Annotated in this window: 10 protein-coding genes and 1 tRNA gene; 5 read left to right on the top strand and 6 right to left on the bottom strand. The window is 62.1% G+C overall.

Annotation, left to right across the window (positions count from 1 at the left end):
- Nucleotides 1-226: 226 nt before the first annotated feature.
- On the top strand, nucleotides 227-1939 hold the full coding sequence (locus tag NPS47_RS24525; protein ID WP_274297328.1) for an amidase: 1713 nt from the start codon (nucleotides 227-229) through the stop codon (nucleotides 1937-1939).
- 128 nt (nucleotides 1940-2067) lie between these two features.
- Here NPS47_RS24525 and NPS47_RS24530 read toward each other — a convergent pair.
- A tRNA-Gln gene (locus NPS47_RS24530) sits at nucleotides 2068-2142 on the bottom strand.
- Nucleotides 2143-2336: 194 nt separating this feature from the next.
- On the opposite strand from NPS47_RS24530, the gene NPS47_RS24535 reads away from it, so the two are divergent.
- Nucleotides 2337-2717 (top strand): RidA family protein, encoded by a 381-nt coding sequence (locus tag NPS47_RS24535; protein WP_274297329.1) that lies wholly within the window; start codon nucleotides 2337-2339, stop codon nucleotides 2715-2717.
- 149 nt (nucleotides 2718-2866) lie between these two features.
- Nucleotides 2867-4861 (top strand): peptidase U32 family protein, encoded by a 1995-nt coding sequence (locus tag NPS47_RS24540; RefSeq protein ID WP_274297330.1) that lies wholly within the window; start codon nucleotides 2867-2869, stop codon nucleotides 4859-4861.
- A 38-nt stretch (nucleotides 4862-4899) separates the two neighbouring features.
- On the opposite strand, the gene NPS47_RS24545 is transcribed toward NPS47_RS24540, so the two are convergent.
- On the bottom strand, nucleotides 4900-5802 hold the full coding sequence (locus NPS47_RS24545) for a LysR substrate-binding domain-containing protein (protein ID WP_274297331.1): 903 nt from the start codon (nucleotides 5800-5802) through the stop codon (nucleotides 4900-4902).
- Between the two features lie 152 nt (nucleotides 5803-5954).
- Between NPS47_RS24545 and ydiJ the strand changes: the two genes are divergently transcribed.
- Nucleotides 5955-8975 carry a D-2-hydroxyglutarate dehydrogenase YdiJ gene (gene ydiJ, locus NPS47_RS24550; RefSeq protein ID WP_274297332.1) on the top strand — a complete coding sequence of 1007 codons (3021 nt, stop codon included), beginning with the start codon at nucleotides 5955-5957 and terminating at the stop codon, nucleotides 8973-8975.
- A gap of 33 nt (nucleotides 8976-9008) precedes the next feature.
- Here ydiJ and NPS47_RS24555 read toward each other — a convergent pair whose 3' ends face one another.
- From NPS47_RS24555 to NPS47_RS24565, 3 genes are all read right to left on the bottom strand, one after another.
- Nucleotides 9009-10196 (bottom strand): calcium:proton antiporter, encoded by a 1188-nt coding sequence (locus NPS47_RS24555; RefSeq protein ID WP_274297333.1) that lies wholly within the window; start codon nucleotides 10194-10196, stop codon nucleotides 9009-9011.
- Between the two features lie 4 nt (nucleotides 10197-10200).
- Nucleotides 10201-10638, bottom strand: coding sequence for an NADH-quinone oxidoreductase subunit A (locus tag NPS47_RS24560; RefSeq protein WP_274297334.1), 438 nt, complete (start codon nucleotides 10636-10638; stop codon nucleotides 10201-10203).
- Nucleotides 10639-10907: 269 nt separating this feature from the next.
- A complete protein-coding gene (locus tag NPS47_RS24565) occupies nucleotides 10908-11579 on the bottom strand; it encodes a class I SAM-dependent methyltransferase (protein WP_274297335.1) in 672 nt (223 codons plus the stop codon).
- A 177-nt stretch (nucleotides 11580-11756) separates the two neighbouring features.
- Between NPS47_RS24565 and NPS47_RS24570 the strand changes: the two genes are divergently transcribed.
- The gene (locus NPS47_RS24570) at nucleotides 11757-14606 is read left to right on the top strand and encodes an RHS repeat-associated core domain-containing protein (RefSeq protein WP_274297336.1); all 2850 of its coding nucleotides are present in this window, start codon (nucleotides 11757-11759) and stop codon (nucleotides 14604-14606) included.
- Between the two features lie 29 nt (nucleotides 14607-14635).
- On the opposite strand, the gene NPS47_RS24575 is transcribed toward NPS47_RS24570, so the two are convergent.
- Nucleotides 14636-15571 (bottom strand): Ppx/GppA family phosphatase, encoded by a 936-nt coding sequence (locus NPS47_RS24575; RefSeq protein WP_274297337.1) that lies wholly within the window; start codon nucleotides 15569-15571, stop codon nucleotides 14636-14638.
- Nucleotides 15572-15706 lie beyond the last annotated feature (135 nt).

A 15706-nucleotide genomic window follows, 5' to 3' on the forward strand; every position in this document is an offset into this window, starting at 1 on the left:
TCGCGCGTGATCAGCCGTATCGTCTCGCGGGGCAAGCCCGCTCCCACAAGTGGCATTAGCGCCCGCTCTGTTGCTTTAAACGCAGCCTCAGGGTTTCATGGTGCTCAGTGCGCGGTATCGCGTAATGGCGTGCAATGAGACCTGATATGAAAACCTGTTTTGAGAAATGTGATGTGCCTGTGCCCGGTATCCACTGCGTCAACCTTCAGCTATTGGTGCTAAGCGCATGATCGAAGTCACTGAAGTTTCCATCGCCCAGCTACGCGCGGCGCTCGAGTCCGGCCAGACCACCGCGGTCGAGCTGGTTCAGGCCTACCTGGCCCGCATCGATGCCTATGACGGTGCTGATACGGCTACTGCGCTCAATGCAGTCGTAGTGCGAAACCCCGAAGCGCTCAAGGAGGCCGAGGCCTCTGATGCCCGCCGGGCCAAGGGCAAAGCTCTGGGGCCGCTGGATGGCATCCCGTACACCGCCAAGGACAGCTACCTGGTCAAAGGCCTCACCGCCGCTTCCGGCAGCCCGGCCTTTGCCGAGCTGGTAGCCTACCGCGATGCGTTCACCATCGAGCGCCTGCGTGCGGCCGGCGCCATCTGCCTGGGCAAGACCAACATGCCGCCGATGGCCAATGGCGGTATGCAACGTGGGGTCTATGGCCGGGCCGAGAGCCCGTACAACGCCGACTACCTCACTGCACCGTTCGCTTCGGGTTCCTCCAATGGCGCAGGTACTGCCACGGCCGCGAGCTTCTCGGCATTCGGCCTGGCCGAAGAAACCTGGTCGAGCGGTCGTGGGCCTGCTTCGAACAACGGCCTGTGCGCCTACACCCCTTCGCGTGGGGTGATCTCGGTGCGCGGCAACTGGCCGCTGACGCCGACCATGGACGTGGTGGTGCCGTTTGCCCGGACCATGGCCGACCTGCTCGAAGTGCTCGACGTGGTCGTCGCCGAAGACCCCGACACCCGCGGCGACCTGTGGCGGATGCAGCCCTGGGTGGCGATTCCGAGCGTCGCTTCGGTGCGTCCGGCTTCGTACCTGGAGCTGGCGGTCAACGCCACGGCACTGGCCGGCAAGCGTCTGGGCATTCCGAAGATGTATATCAACGCCGACCCTGAGGCAGGCACCAGTGAAGCGCCCGGTATCGGTGGTCCGACCGGTCAGCGCATCAACACCCGCCCGACCGTGATTGCGCTCTGGGAGCAGGCGCGCAAGGCGCTCGAAGCAGCGGGTGCCGAGGTGGTCGAGGTGGATTTCCCGCTGGTCTCCAATTGTGAAGGTGACCGTCCAGGCGCGCCGACGGTGTTCAACCGTGGCCTGGTGTCCAAAGAGTTCCTTCACCATGAGTTGTGGGACCTGACCGCTTGGGCCTTCGATGATTTCCTCCAGGCCAACGGCGACCCGAAACTGAACCGTCTGGTCGATGTCGATGGTCCGAAGATCTTCCCGCACGATCCGGGCACGCTGCCAAACCGCGAAGGCGACCTTGCCGCAGGCATGGACGAGTACGTGCGCATGGCCGAGCGTGGCATTACCCCTTGGGATCAGATCAGCACCGTGCCCGACGGCCTGCGCGGACTGGAGAAAACCCGTCGCATCGATCTGGAAGACTGGATGGACGGCCTGAAGCTTGATGCCGTGCTGTTCCCGACAGTCGCCGATGTGGCCCCGGCCAATTCGGATATCGACCCGGCGTCGGCCGACATCGCCTGGAGCAACGGCGTCTGGGTGGCCAACGGCAACCTGGCGATTCGTCACCTGGGTGTGCCGACGGTCACTGTACCGATGGGCGTGATGGCCGATATCGGCATGCCGGTCGGGCTGACCTTCGCCGGGCGGGCTTATGACGACTCGTCGTTGCTGCGCCTGGCGTCGGCGTTCGAGTCGACAGGGTCGAAGCGCTTGGTGCCGCCGCGCACGCCACCATTGGCAGCTGGCAATTAAATAGAGAGGGCGGGGTTGGCGCTACACAGCGTCAATCCCGGTCTTGAATTGACCGTGCATTGTGCTTGAGGTGCGCGCGTGATTGCGACAGAGATGTCGTGAAATGGATTTGGATCGGAAGAAGAAAATGGCAGGGGCGGCTGGATTCGAACCAACGCATGGCAGGATCAAAACCTGCTGCCTTACCGCTTGGCGACGCCCCTGTAGCTGTTGCGACGAGTGTCTGGCACTCGTTTGAAGAGATAGCATTCGCTGCCGTTGCAGGAATGCGCGGAAATTTACCAACTTTTTTCCCGTCTGGGAAGAGCCAAAACAAATAAATTGTTTTTAAAACAGCCGGTTACTGTTGCAGCAGGTCAGGCATCATAGTGTTTTCCCATCCAGCAGGAAATTTTCCATGGCCAATCACGACATCACCTTCGTTCCCGACCCCGACCCGGAATCCATCTCCAGCGACGTTGCCGGTTTCGGCGGTGTGCTGGTTTCCACCCAGATCCCGACCCGCGCCGATGGCAGCCTGGAGCTGGGTGATATCACCTTGCAGAGCGAGTGCACCCTGCAGGCGCTGAAGGTTGCGCTGGAGCGCGCTGGCAGCTCGATGGACCGGGTGCTGCACCTGACCATCTACCTCACCGACATGGCTGACCGCGCTGCCTTCAACGAGGTCTACCAGCGCTTCTTCGCCAAACCCTGGCCGGTGCGCGCCGCTGTTGGCGTAGCCGCGCTGGCGGTAGAAGGCATGCGTGTGGAAGTGACGGCGATGGCCGCCAAGGGCTGACCCGGTCAGGGCCGGAACGTGCGGTGGGAGCGGGCTTGCCCCGCGATACAATGTGACTGACAGCCCGCAATCGCGGGGCAAGCCCGCTCCCACCCCGCGTTTCGCGCTACAATGCGCGCCTTGATCGTGACAAGCCTGACTAAAAAAACATGTCCTTACCCAAGCATCACCTGGAACTGCTCAGCCCCGCCCGCGATGTGGCCATCGCCCGCGAGGCCATCCTGCATGGCGCCGACGCCGTGTACCTCGGTGGCCCAAGCTTCGGCGCCCGCCACAACGCCTGTAACGAGGTGAGCGATATCGCTCAGTTGGTGGAGTTCGCCCATCGTTATCACGCGCGGGTGTTCACCACCATCAACACCATCCTCCACGACAACGAGCTGGAGCCGGCGCGCAAGCTGATTCACGAGCTGTACGATGCCGGTGTCGATGCGCTGATCGTCCAGGATCTGGGGGTGATGGAGCTGGATATTCCGCCAATCGAGCTGCACGCCAGCACCCAGACCGACATCCGCACCCTGGCGCGGGCGAAGTTCCTCGACCAGGCCGGTTTCTCGCAACTGGTCCTGGCCCGCGAGCTGAACCTCAAGGAAATCCGTGCGATTGCCGACGAGACCGATGCGGCGATCGAGTTCTTCATTCACGGTGCGCTGTGCGTGGCCTTCTCCGGCCAGTGCAACATTTCCCACGCCCAGACCGGACGCAGCGCCAACCGCGGCGACTGCTCCCAAGCGTGCCGCCTGCCGTACACCTTGAAGGACGAAAAAGGCGGTGTGATCGCCTATGAAAAGCACCTGTTGTCGATGAAGGACAACAACCAGAGCGCCAACATCCGCGCCCTGGTCGAGGCCGGTGTGCGTTCGTTCAAGATCGAAGGCCGCTACAAGGACATGGGCTATGTGAAGAACATCACGGCCTACTACCGCCAGCGCCTGGACGAGGTCCTCGAAGACCGCCCGGACCTGGCCCGCGCTTCCAGTGGCCGCACCGCGCACTTCTTCGTGCCCGATCCGGACAAGACCTTCCACCGTGGCAGCACCGATTACTTCGTCAGCGAGCGCAAGATCGATATCGGCGCTTTCGACTCGCCGACCTTTACCGGTCTGGCTGTGGGCGTGGTGGAGAAAGTCGGCAAGCGTGACCTGCAAGTGGTCACCCATGAGCCGCTGTCCAACGGCGACGGTCTCAACGTCCTGGTCAAACGTGAAGTCGTCGGCTTCCGCGCCAACATCGCCGAGCCCAAGGGCGAGTTCGATGAAGACGGCGAAAAACGCTACCGCTACCGCGTCGAGCCGAATGAAATGCCCAAGGGCCTGCACCAGCTACGGCCCAACCATCCGCTGAGCCGCAACCTCGACCACAACTGGCAGCAAGCCCTGCAGAAAACCTCTGCCGAGCGTCGCATCGGCCTGGACTGGACAGCATGCCTGCGTGAAGAACGCCTGCAACTGACCGCCATCAGTGAAGAGGGCGTCAGCGTCAGCGTCAGCCTGGACGGCCCGTTCGGTGCAGCCAACAAGCCGGAACAGGCCCTGGAGCAACTCCACGACCTGCTAGGCCAGCTGGGCACCACCGAGTATCACGCCACCGATATCAAGCTGGATGCGCCACAGGCGTTTTTCATCCCCAACTCGCAGCTCAAGGCGTTGCGCCGTGAAGCGATCGAAGCGCTGACAGAAGCGCGTATCAAGGCGCATCCACGGGGCGGGCGCAAGGCAGAAACCACGCCGCCACCGGTGTACCCGGAATCGCACCTGTCGTTCCTGGCCAACGTCTACAACCAGAAGGCGCGCGACTTCTACCACCGTCACGGGGTCAAGCTGATCGATGCGGCCTATGAGGCCCATGAAGAGAAGGGCGAAGTGCCGGTGATGATCACCAAGCACTGCCTGCGCTTCTCCTTCAACCTCTGCCCGAAACAGGCCAAGGGCGTCACTGGCGTGCGTACCAAAGTCGCGCCGATGCAGCTGATTCATGGCGACGAGGTGCTGACCCTGAAGTTCGACTGCAAACCGTGCGAGATGCACGTGATCGGCAAAATGAAGGGGCACATCTTCGACCTGCCGCAGCCGGGCAGTCAGCAAGTGGTCGGCCACATCAGCCCTGAAGACCTGCTCAAAACCATCCCCCGCGCCCCGCACTGAGTGATCGCGAGCGCGACGTTACGGCGTCGCGCTCGTCCTCAACCGCGAAGCTCCATTCCCGCTTTATCCAGCAGCCAGCTACGGAACGCCTCCAGCGCTGGCAGCGCCTGGTTGCGTGGCGGATACACCAGGTAGTAACTCCGCGCACTGGCAAAGGGCAGGGCGGGGCTACTCAGCTCGCCACTGGCCAGCTCGTCGCTGATCAGGATGCGAGGCACCAGGCCGATGCCAATGTCGGCGCGCACTGCCTGGATCAAATGCGACGTCAGTTCGAAGCTCGGTCCCAGGCGCATGGCCTGGTGCGTCAGGCCGTGGTGGGTGAACCATTCGCCCCAGGCATTGGCGTTGTTGGCGACGTTGAGCAGCACCTGCTGGCTGATGTCCTTCGCGCTCCAGACCGGCCGGGTGGCGGCCAGGGTCGGTGACAGGATCACCATCAGTTCTTCGGCGTGCAGACGATGGCAGATCAGGCCAGGCAATTCGCTGGTGGCAACCACGATGGCGGCGTCGATGCCACTGGTGGCGAAGTCCACCGGTTCGATCCGTGAGTTGATGTGCACCAGCACCTCGGGATGGCTGCGATAAAACTCATGCAGGCGTGGCAGCAACCATTTCGAGCCGAAGGTCGGCAGAGTGGCCAGGCGCAGGCTGCCGCCTCCGGCCTGGTGGGCGATGGCATGCAAGGTGGCGCTGCGCACGCGGCCCAGGGCCTCACTGATTTCACGCTGATACAGACGCCCGACATCGGTGAGCTTGACCGTGCGGCCCTCGCGGCGGAACAACGTCACCCCCAGTTGCTGCTCCAGGGCCTGGACCTGACGGCTGACGGCGCTCTGGGTCAGCGCCAGCTCCACGGCAGCGCGGGTGTAGCTTTCATGGCGCGCCGCGGCTTCAAATGCCAGCAGCAAGGACATCGACGGGGTGAGGTTGCGGTAATTCATTCGTAAAAGTCATCAAAGGCTGCGGGAATATCCGTTTGTGCCTGGCTCAAGGCTGCGGGATCATTGGCATCATCCACTACCTGGCGGTGTACTGACCATACCGTTTCAGCAAGTATTCCCGATTAGCCTGACATAAATGAGGCCATCCCCCGATGATCGCCCGACTGACCGGCACTGCACCGGCCACGCTGTACCCTGATTTTCTCGACGCCCTGCGCGCTGCCGGTTTCCGTGGCCAGCTGAGTGCCGACTACGCCACACGAACCGTGCTGGCGACTGACAACTCGATCTACCAGCGCCTGCCGCAGGCGGCGGTGTTCCCCCAGGACGCCGAGGACGTTGCGCGCATTGCCGCGCTGATGGCCGAGCCGCGCTTCAAAGCGGTCAAGCTGACCCCGCGCGGTGGCGGTACCGGCACCAACGGCCAGTCGCTGACCGACGGTATTGTTGTCGACCTGTCGCGGCACATGAACAGCATCCTCGAAATCAACGTCGAGGAGCGTTGGGTACGGGTTCAGGCCGGTGTGGTCAAGGACCAGCTCAACGCTGCGCTCAAGCCTCACGGGCTATTCTTCGCCCCCGAGCTGTCCACCTCCAACCGCGCTACCGTCGGCGGCATGATCAACACCGACGCCAGCGGCCAGGGCAGCTGCACCTACGGTAAAACCCGTGACCACGTGCTGGAACTGCACAGCGTGCTGCTCGGCGGTCAACGCCTGCACACCCGACCGTTGAGCGACGCTGAACTGGAAGAGGCCTGTGCCGAACCCGGCCGTGCCGGCGAGGTATACCGCACTGCCCGGCAGATCCAGGAAACCCAGGCCGAGCTGATCGAGCAGATTTTCCCCAAGCTCAACCGCTGCCTGACCGGCTACGACCTGGCGCACCTGCGCGACGAGCAGGGCCGCTTCAACCTCAACAGCGTGCTGTGCGGTGCCGAAGGCTCGCTCGGCTATGTGGTCGAGGCCAAGCTCAATGTGCTGCCGATCCCCAAGTACGCGGTGCTGGTCAACGTCCGCTACAGCAGCTTCATGGATGCCCTGCGCGACGCCAATGCGTTGATGGCGCACAAGCCGCTGTCGATCGAGACGGTCGACTCCAAGGTGCTGATGCTGGCGATGAAAGACATCGTCTGGCACAGCGTTGCCGAATACTTCCCCGCGGATGCCGAGCGTCCGACCCTGGGCATCAACCTGGTGGAGTTCTGCGGTGATGATCCGGTCGAAGTGAATGCACGGGTGCAGGCCTTTGTCGCCCACCTGCAGGCCGACACTGGCGTCGAGCGCCTGGGGCATACCCTGGCCGAAGGCGCCGAGGCGGTGACGCGGGTCTACACCATGCGCAAGCGCTCGGTGGGCCTGCTCGGCAACGTCGAGGGCGAAGTGCGTCCGCAGCCGTTCGTCGAAGACACCGCTGTGCCGCCGGAGCAACTGGCCGACTACATCGCCGAGTTCCGTGCCTTGCTCGACGGCTACGGCCTTGCCTACGGCATGTTCGGCCACGTCGATGCCGGCGTGCTCCACGTGCGCCCGGCGCTGGACATGAAAGACCCAGCCCAGGCGGCGCTGGTCAAACCGATTTCCGATGCCGTGGCGGCACTGACCCTGCGCTATGGCGGTCTGCTCTGGGGCGAACACGGCAAGGGCCTGCGTTCGGAATACGTGCCGGAGTACTTCGGCGAACTGTACCCGTCACTGCAGGCGCTCAAGGGCGCCTTCGACCCGTACAACCAGCTCAACCCCGGCAAGATCTGCACCCCGCCGGACAGTGCGCAGGGCCTGATCAAGGTCAACGAGGCGCCGCTGCGGGGCGACTTCGACCGGCAGATCGACGAGCGCGTATGGCAAAGCTTCGGCAGCGCAGTGCACTGCAATGGCAACGGCGCCTGCTACAACTACGATCCCAACGACGCCATGTGCCCGTCGTGGAAAGCCACCCGCGAGCGCCAGCACTCGCCCAAGGGCCGTGCTTCGCTGATCCGCGAGTGGTTGCGTTTGCAGGGCGCCGCCAACATCGATGTGCTGGCCACCGCCCAGGGTAAGCTGAACTGGCTCAAGGGCCTGCCGACGCGTCTGCGCAACAACCTCTCGCGCAGCAAGGGCGAAGTGGATTTCTCCCACGAGGTCTACGATGCCATGGCCGGTTGCCTGGCGTGCAAGTCCTGCGCGGGCCAGTGCCCGATCAAGGTCAACGTGCCGGAATTCCGCTCGCGCTTTCTTGAGCTGTACCACGGGCGCTACCAGCGGCCGCTGCGTGACTACCTGATTGGTTCGCTGGAGTTCAGCATTCCGTACCTGGCGCATGCGCCCGGGTTGTACAACGCGGTGATGGGTTCGAAGTGGGTCAGCAACCTGTTGGAGCGGCATGTCGGCATGCTCGACAGCCCGTTGCTCAGCCGCTACAACCTGCAGGCCACACTGACCCGCTGCAACGTGCGGATGGCCAGCATACCGGCCCTGCGCGAACTGACCCCGGCCCAGCGCGAGCGCAGCATTGTCCTGGTTCAGGATGCTTTCACCCGCTATTTCGAAACCCCGGTGCTGGCAGCGTTCATTGATCTGGCCTATCGCCTTGGCCACCGCATCTACCTGGCGCCCTACAGCGCCAACGGCAAGCCGCTGCATGTCCAGGGTTTCCTAGGTGCCTTCAACAAGGCGGCGATTCGCAACGCCCGTCAGCTCAGTGCTCTGGCGGACTGCGGCGTGCCGCTGGTGGGCCTGGATCCGGCGATGACCCTGGTCTACCGCCAGGAGTACCAGAAGGTGCCGGGCCTGGGCGACTGCCCGAAAGTGCTGCTGCCCCAGGAGTGGCTGATGGATGTGCTGCCCGAGCAGCCGACCCGGGCCACCACCACCTACCGTCTGATGGCCCACTGCACCGAGAAGACCAACGTCCCGGCCAGTACCCGTCAGTGGGAGCAGGTGTTCGCCCGTCTGGGCCTGAAGCTGTCCACCGAGGCCACCGGCTGCTGCGGCATGTCCGGCACCTACGGCCACGAAGCGCGCAACCAGGACACCTCGAAGGTCATCTTCGAGCAGTCCTGGGCGGGCAAGCTGGACAAGGAGGGCGAAGCGCTGGCGACCGGCTATTCCTGCCGCAGCCAGGTCAAGCGTCAGGCCGATCGCACCTTGCGCCATCCGCTGGAGGTGCTGTTGCAGCAGCTCAGTCGCTGAAACACCGGGGCCTCAAGCGGATTGGCGTGGTGCTCAAGGGTAGAAAAGCACCAGCCCGAACACCGCGAAAACCACCAGATGCATGAGGCCCTGGATCGGTGAGGTTTTCTGGCTGTTGAAGCTCAGCATGGTCAGCACCACGGTGACGACGAAGAGCAGGATTTCCGTATTGGAAATCCCCATCACCACCTGCTTGTTGGTGAGCATGCCGATCACCAGCACGGCCGGCACCGTGAGGCCGACGGTCGAAACGAATGCACCCAGGCACAGGTTGATTGCGCGTTGCATCTCGTTGTTGATCGCTGCCTTCACTGCGGTGATCGACTCGGGGGTGAAGACAATGATTGCAATCAGCACACCGCCCACTGCGGTCGGTGCGCCGACGGCCTCGATGCCGTAGTCGGTCACCACGGCCAGGTAATGCGCCAGCAAGACGATCGGCAGTATCAGGCCGAGCAGCACCAGTGAACGTATCAGGATCTCTTTGCTGTCAAGCGGCGTCTGCTCGGTGCTGGGGGGTGCATCGCTGTGCGCTTCAGGCTGGGCAATGCTCATCTGGCCGGCTGGCGGCTGCATGAAGAAGCGTCGGTGGCTGCGCATCTGCATCCACAGGAACGCTGCGTACAGCACCAGGGTCAGCGCGGAGATGCCAACCGCCTGGGTGATGCTGAACTCGCCCGTGCTCGAGGTGTAGTTGGGGAGTATCAAGGCGATCGCGGTGAGCAGCACGATCATCGAAATGTACGCGTTGGCACCCTGGATATTGAATGCCTGCTCGCCATTGCGCACAGCGCCGGCGATCAGGCAGATACCGATGACCAAGTTCATGATGATCATCATCACGGCAAATATCGAGTCCCTGCCAATGGTCGGGAAGTCGCCTGGGCCCAGCAGGACCGAGGCGATAAGAATCACTTCGATAGACACAATCGACAAGGTCAGAATCAGCGTGCCGTAGGGTTCGCCCAGCTGCTGCGCCAGGTGGTCAGCCTCGTGCACCACGCCAAAAGACGCCATCAAGATGGTAAAGAACAGCAGCAGAAACACCCAGCTCGAAGTGAATGAGTTCAAGGTGCTGCCAAGCAGCTCTGCGCCTACCAGCATGAACAGGCCTACCACCAGCCAGGCGCCGGCAAGCCTCATCCAGGTTGAAAGGGGGATCAGTGGAGGTTTATTGATCGCGTCGTTCAACACGATGTCTTGGCTTGGTGCGGTGTTCATGTTGTCAGTCTCCCCGTGAACACGATGGATGTTTTCCGTCTACGGCGTTCACCTGGCGTTTTTTCGCAACGCCGCCATTGAGGGCGCCCATCGAGCCTTCATACACCAGCCCGAGCAACAGAATGGCGGCGAAGATAAAGGCCCCGATGAACCCGGCCCAGCCTGTTTCCCTGACCGACACGGCGTAGGCAAACAAAAACAGTGCCTCGGCCTCAAAGATCACGAAGAGAATCGCAACCAGATAGAATTTGGCCGATAGCCGAAGGCGGGCATCACCGACGGGCAGCATGCCCGACTCGAAGGGTTGGTTCTTGCTCCGTCCCCATGCTTTGCCGCCGAGAAATCGGGAGATGCCCAGCATCAGCAGGCAAAGGGTGACAACGCCGAGCAGAAAGACGCCGAACGCCCAGTTGTGCGAGATAGTGGCTGTGGTGCTGGTCATTGTTCAGCCCCGGTATGAATGGATCGGGAACTGGCAAACCACAGGCGTACGGCGCTAACCGGCAGTGTCGAGGACGCTGCGCAGGCGAAAAGGGAAGGGGGAGAGATAGAGGGTGCTGATAAATCGGTCACAGCCTGCTTCCTTGGAAGTGCAGGGCCGTCCCCGATCAGTATTCGAGCCTGAGGTCGTCCTCAGGTGAGCGTGTCATGTCGCGGGTGAGACTTTACTGAATTTTTGCCGCCGATGCCAACGCTCGTGTCGGTTTGCCTTCAGTCGCGTCGCTCGGCCATCAGCAACAGTGACTGCGGCACAAGGCTTTGCGGGTGCTGCGGCTCCTGCAGGCCGACCAGGCGAAAACCGGCCATGTCCAGTGCATTGAGCCAACTGGACAAGGTGCGCATGTACCACGGCATGGGCTGCCATTGGCCCTGGAAGTCGGCAAAGGTCTCCACACGCCAACCGTCCTGATAGTCGCCCGCTGCCGCAGTCCAGGGATGAAGGGTCTGGATCAGTAGCGCACCGCCAGGGACGAGCAGGGCGTTCATGGCTGCGAGCAACGGGATGATGTCCTGATGCAGCAGGGCGAAGTTGGCGCAGATCAGGTCGTAATCGCTACCGATGTTTACCTGTGCCGCTGCCAGCGCGTTGTAACTGGCCTGGTGCACCGCCGAACTGCCTGCCGCCCGCGCCGCCTCGACCAGGGTTGCATCACCGTCCACCCCGACTACTTTGATGCCCCGTTCGGTCAGGGCACGCAACAGCCAGCCTTCACCGCAGCCGAGGTCGAGCACATGCTTGGGCTGACGCCCCAGCACCGCCAGGAGGATGGCCTGGTCGGTGACCTTCAGGCGGCTTTCGATAGCGCCGCTGCGGATGGCTTCGATCCAGGCGCGGGCGTTTTGGTGCCAGCTTTGCAGGAGGGCGGATTCGGAGGCGGGCATTTTCAGGTCCGGTGTGGAAGTTGCTGTAAGGATAGGACAAATGTCGCAGTGGCTGAGGTTGGTCGCAATGCCAGAAGCCAGTGGTCACACCTATCATTTTTACCAGCTAGCCTGGCCCGTATCCCGCGTTTATAAGTGGCTGACCGCTAGCGATGGATCGGCCCCATGTGTGCACAGATGTACCACCACACCCCCACGCTCACCGTCCATGAAGGGCGTGGCCTGAAGGTGCGGCAGGTGGCCTATCATCGGGCTGAACCTGCTGAGACTACTGAGCCCGCAGAACCTGCCCAGGCGCGCATCACTGCCTCGACCTACGATCTCTCCGGTCGCGCCATCGCCAGCCGGGACCCGCGGCTGTTTGCCCAAGGCGGCGAGCCCAACCAGAGCACAATCTTCAGCCTGTCCGGCACCCCGTTGCTCACCCTTAGTGTCGACGCCGGTTGGCGCCTGAGCCTGGGCGGCGTGGCCGGGCAGGTGCTGGAAAACTGGGACAGTCGTGACAGCCATTGGCAAACGGACTACGACGCGTTGCTTCGGCCGGTGCAGCGCTGTGAGCAGGTCGCCGACCACGCTTCGCGCGTGGCCGAGCGCTTCAGCTATGCCGGGATGTCAGCTGAAGAGGCTGCGCATAACCGCTGTGGCCGTATGATCCGTCACGATGACAATGCGGGTAGCCTGCGCCTGAACGACTATGACTTGGGCGGCCAAGTACTCAGTGAGACGCGGCGCTTTCTGGCGAGCGTGGAACTGCCCGACTGGCCCGACACCCTCATTGACCGCGATGCGCTGCTCGAGCGCGAGTCTGGTGCCACCAGTCTGTCGCGCCCTGGCCCCACTGGCGAGGTGCTGGAGCAAACCGACGCGCAGGGCAATCGCCGTATCCTGCGTCACAACGTAGCCGGTGCGTTGCGCGAACTGCAGCTCACGCTCGTTGGCGGCCAGCCACAACGCGTGCTGTCGGCCATACGCTACAACGCATTCGCTCAGGTCGAGGCGCAAACCGCTGGCAACGGTGTCATCAGCCAGGCGGAATACGATCCGGCCGACGGCCGCTTGCGGCGCTTGAGCGCCACCCGCAACGGGCGACAGCGCCTGCAGGACCTTGTCTATGACTACGACCCGGTCGGCAACGTGCTCAGCATCGAAGACCTGAGCCAGCCCATCCATTATTTCGCCAACCAGAGGGTGGAGCCCATCAGCGAGTACCGCTACGACTCGCTCTACCAACTGATCGAAGCCAGTGGCCGTGAGGCCCTGGGCGCCAGCATCGGTCCGGGCTTGCCGGGCTTGAGTCCGATCCCCGGCGACACCAGCCAGTTGCTCAATTACCGGCAATTCTATCAATACGATGCCGGCGGCAATCTGCAGATGCTGCGCCATGTCGGCCAGCAGTCCTACACCCGGCGCATGCTGGTGAGCGACAGCAGCAATCGAGCACTGCCCTGGCCGGACGGCAGTCCCTCGCCGGAGCCGGACAACGGCTTCGACGCCAACGGTAACCTGCACACCCTGCAACCCGGGCAATCACTGCGCTGGGACGCCCTGAATCAACTGCGCAGCACCCGCCAGGTGGCCCGCGCGCAAGCCCAGGATGATCAGGAACAGTACGTCTACGACGCTGGCGGCAAGCGCCTGCGCAAAGTGACCACCCGCCAGGCCCGGGTGCGGGCTCAATGTAGCGAAGTGCGCTATTTGCCCGGCCTGGAGATCCGCAGCGACAGCGCCAGCGGCGAACGCCTGGCGGTGCTGACGTTGCAGGCAGGCCGCTGTAGCCTGCGCTGCCTGCACTGGAGCGAGGGCAAACCTGATGGCATCGGCAATGACCAACTGCGCTACAGCCTTGATGATCACTTGGGCTCGAGCACCCTGGAGCTGGATGCCGAGGCCGCCATCCTCAGCCACGAGGGCTATTACCCCTACGGCGGCACGGCCTGGTGGGCGGCCCATTCGGCGCTGGAGGCACAGTACAAGACCATTCGATATTCGGGCAAGGAGCGCGATGCCAGTGGCTTGTACTACTACGGCTTCCGTTATTACGCGCCGTGGTTGCAGCGCTGGATCAATCCGGATCCGGCGGGGAATGTGGATGGGTTGAACCTGTATCGGATGGTGGTGAGCAATCCTGTTACCTATTTGGATGTTGATGGTCTGACGAGGGGCCAGATTGACGAATGGGCAGCCCTGTCGGGCTCTACGGTTGCTAGTCTCGGGCTCGCTAATTTTGATGCAGATGAGCAATATTCGATTAAAACCGTACTAGGAAATGCATACAACGTATTGGATGCGGCGATACTGGAGCTTGAGTACCTGAAAGACCTGGTGCCAGCAAATTTACATCCGCTACAAGAAGTATTCGGTCCTGATCATTCATCGCAGCATGACAACATCCGTCAGGCGTGGCTCTCAATAAAGAACTACCTTGTGCAATACGGTACAACGGAGGTGGGGGCGGAACTATTTCTAAGGTTTACGGGGAGCCCTGGTATTTATGCTGCGGTTCTTGGGGAGGCAAGTGATGCAAGACATCTTTCTGCGCAGCATGGGCATATTGCATTTGGGGATTCCTTTTTTTCTAACGATCCATCTAATAGCGCAGCGTACCGAACGCGTACCATCATCCATGAAATATCCCATCATGGGCGTATTTTGGAATTTAGCGGCGACCCGGCACCTCAAACGAAAGACTATTGGTATTTGTGCTCTGAGGGAGTCAGGGAGCGTTCCTTTCGAATTATGAAGGGAGGAGTTTGGGAGATAGGGGCAATGGTGGCCGATGATGTTCGGCCCGAGAATGAGCCTGCTTTTATTGCTGCCGTAGCGCCGTGGGCTCAAAGGAGGAGCGGTGTCACAGTAAACAGCCTCGAACATGCGGTTAAATACTTCAACGCAACAGGGCCTTTGCGTACCCATTTGGCAATTAATAATGCCGATACGCTTGCGCACGGCGCGATGCGGCTCTACGACGTTCGGAGGCAGCATCTAAGTAGATCGAATGCGCAGGGCGGCGAAGCTCGCCGCAACTAATACCAACTCTAACCTTAGCGCCTTGAGCCTCAGCCTTTAAGCATCAACCCATGCAACACCCCAAACCTCAACCCAGGCTCGGACGGCATCATCTCGGTAATCCCGAATGCCTTGAACGCCGCCAGCATGATCGCCAGGCCACCCGGTAATGCGCTTTGGCGATGAGGCTGCAGGCCACCCAGGCAGGTGCTGTTGACATGGCCCGCCTCCAATAGCCGCACCGACAGGCGCAACAGACCACGGTAGGTGATGCCGCCTTCGCCACAGTCGTTCAGGGCATTGGCCCTGAGCACTTTGGCAAGCATTCGCGCAGTACCGGAAGAGCCAATCGCCTGCTGCCAACCCAGGTGGCGATAACGCCGGGCGACTTTCTCGAATTGCAACGTGGCGGTACGTTCAGCGTCCAGCAAGGACTGGGCGCGAACCACGCCGCCGGGGAAAAAGCGCGTACTCCAGAGGCCGCTGCCGATGTTCAGGCTTTCGGTCAGCAGCGCCTGCTGACCGTGGCCCAGAATCAACTCGGTGGAGCCGCCGCCGATGTCCACCACCAGGCGTCGGGTATCGGCAGCAGGGATGCGATGGCTGACACCGGCATACACCAGCTGGGCTTCTTCCTGGCCGGAGATGACGTCGATGGGAAAGCCCAGGTGGCGCTGGGCATCGCTGAGAAAAAGTTTGGCGTTGGCGGCTTCACGCACCGCGCTGGTGGCTACTGCGCGCACGCGTCCTGGCTCGAAGCCGCGCAGTTTTTTACCAAAGCGGGCGAGCGCTTGCCAGCCGCGGTCCAGCGCCAGTTCGTCCAGGGCGCCATTGTGCAGACCTTCGGCCAGGCGTACCGGCTCGCGCAAGGATTTCACTTCTTCGATAACCCACTGGCGGTTCCGTTTGACCGGCTGGCCGATCATCATGCGAAACGCATTGGACCCCAGGTCAATGGCCGCAAACAGCGAGGTATCGCTTTTCATCGAGTGTTCCTTGCAAGTTCATCAGGCAACGCTCAAAAGCGTTTGCGATGATCTTGCCACCCGATCAATGACGCGAAGATGACAGCCTGGGTGGGAGCGGGCTTGCCCCGCGATGCGATGTGACTGATAGGCCGC

Origin of the sequence: Pseudomonas putida, assembly GCF_028682475.1 — a bacterium.
Classification (GTDB): Bacteria; Pseudomonadota; Gammaproteobacteria; order Pseudomonadales; family Pseudomonadaceae; genus Aquipseudomonas; species Aquipseudomonas putida_AG.

Excerpts from the sequence above, each read along its gene's own strand:
- NPS47_RS24570 (WP_274297336.1), top strand. The coding sequence starts at position 11,757 with ATGTACCACCACACCCCCACGCTCACCGTCCATGAAGGGCGTGGCCTG.
- ydiJ (WP_274297332.1), top strand. The coding sequence starts at position 5,955 with ATGATCGCCCGACTGACCGGCACTGCACCGGCCACGCTGTACCCTGAT.
- NPS47_RS24565 (WP_274297335.1), bottom strand. The coding sequence starts at position 11,579 with ATGCCCGCCTCCGAATCCGCCCTCCTGCAAAGCTGGCACCAAAACGCC.
- NPS47_RS24560 (WP_274297334.1), bottom strand. The coding sequence starts at position 10,638 with ATGACCAGCACCACAGCCACTATCTCGCACAACTGGGCGTTCGGCGTC.
- NPS47_RS24575 (WP_274297337.1), bottom strand. The coding sequence starts at position 15,571 with ATGAAAAGCGATACCTCGCTGTTTGCGGCCATTGACCTGGGGTCCAAT.
- NPS47_RS24525 (WP_274297328.1), top strand. The coding sequence starts at position 227 with ATGATCGAAGTCACTGAAGTTTCCATCGCCCAGCTACGCGCGGCGCTC.
- NPS47_RS24555 (WP_274297333.1), bottom strand. The coding sequence starts at position 10,196 with ATGAACACCGCACCAAGCCAAGACATCGTGTTGAACGACGCGATCAAT.
- NPS47_RS24545 (WP_274297331.1), bottom strand. The coding sequence starts at position 5,802 with ATGAATTACCGCAACCTCACCCCGTCGATGTCCTTGCTGCTGGCATTT.
- NPS47_RS24540 (WP_274297330.1), top strand. The coding sequence starts at position 2,867 with ATGTCCTTACCCAAGCATCACCTGGAACTGCTCAGCCCCGCCCGCGAT.
- NPS47_RS24535 (WP_274297329.1), top strand. The coding sequence starts at position 2,337 with ATGGCCAATCACGACATCACCTTCGTTCCCGACCCCGACCCGGAATCC.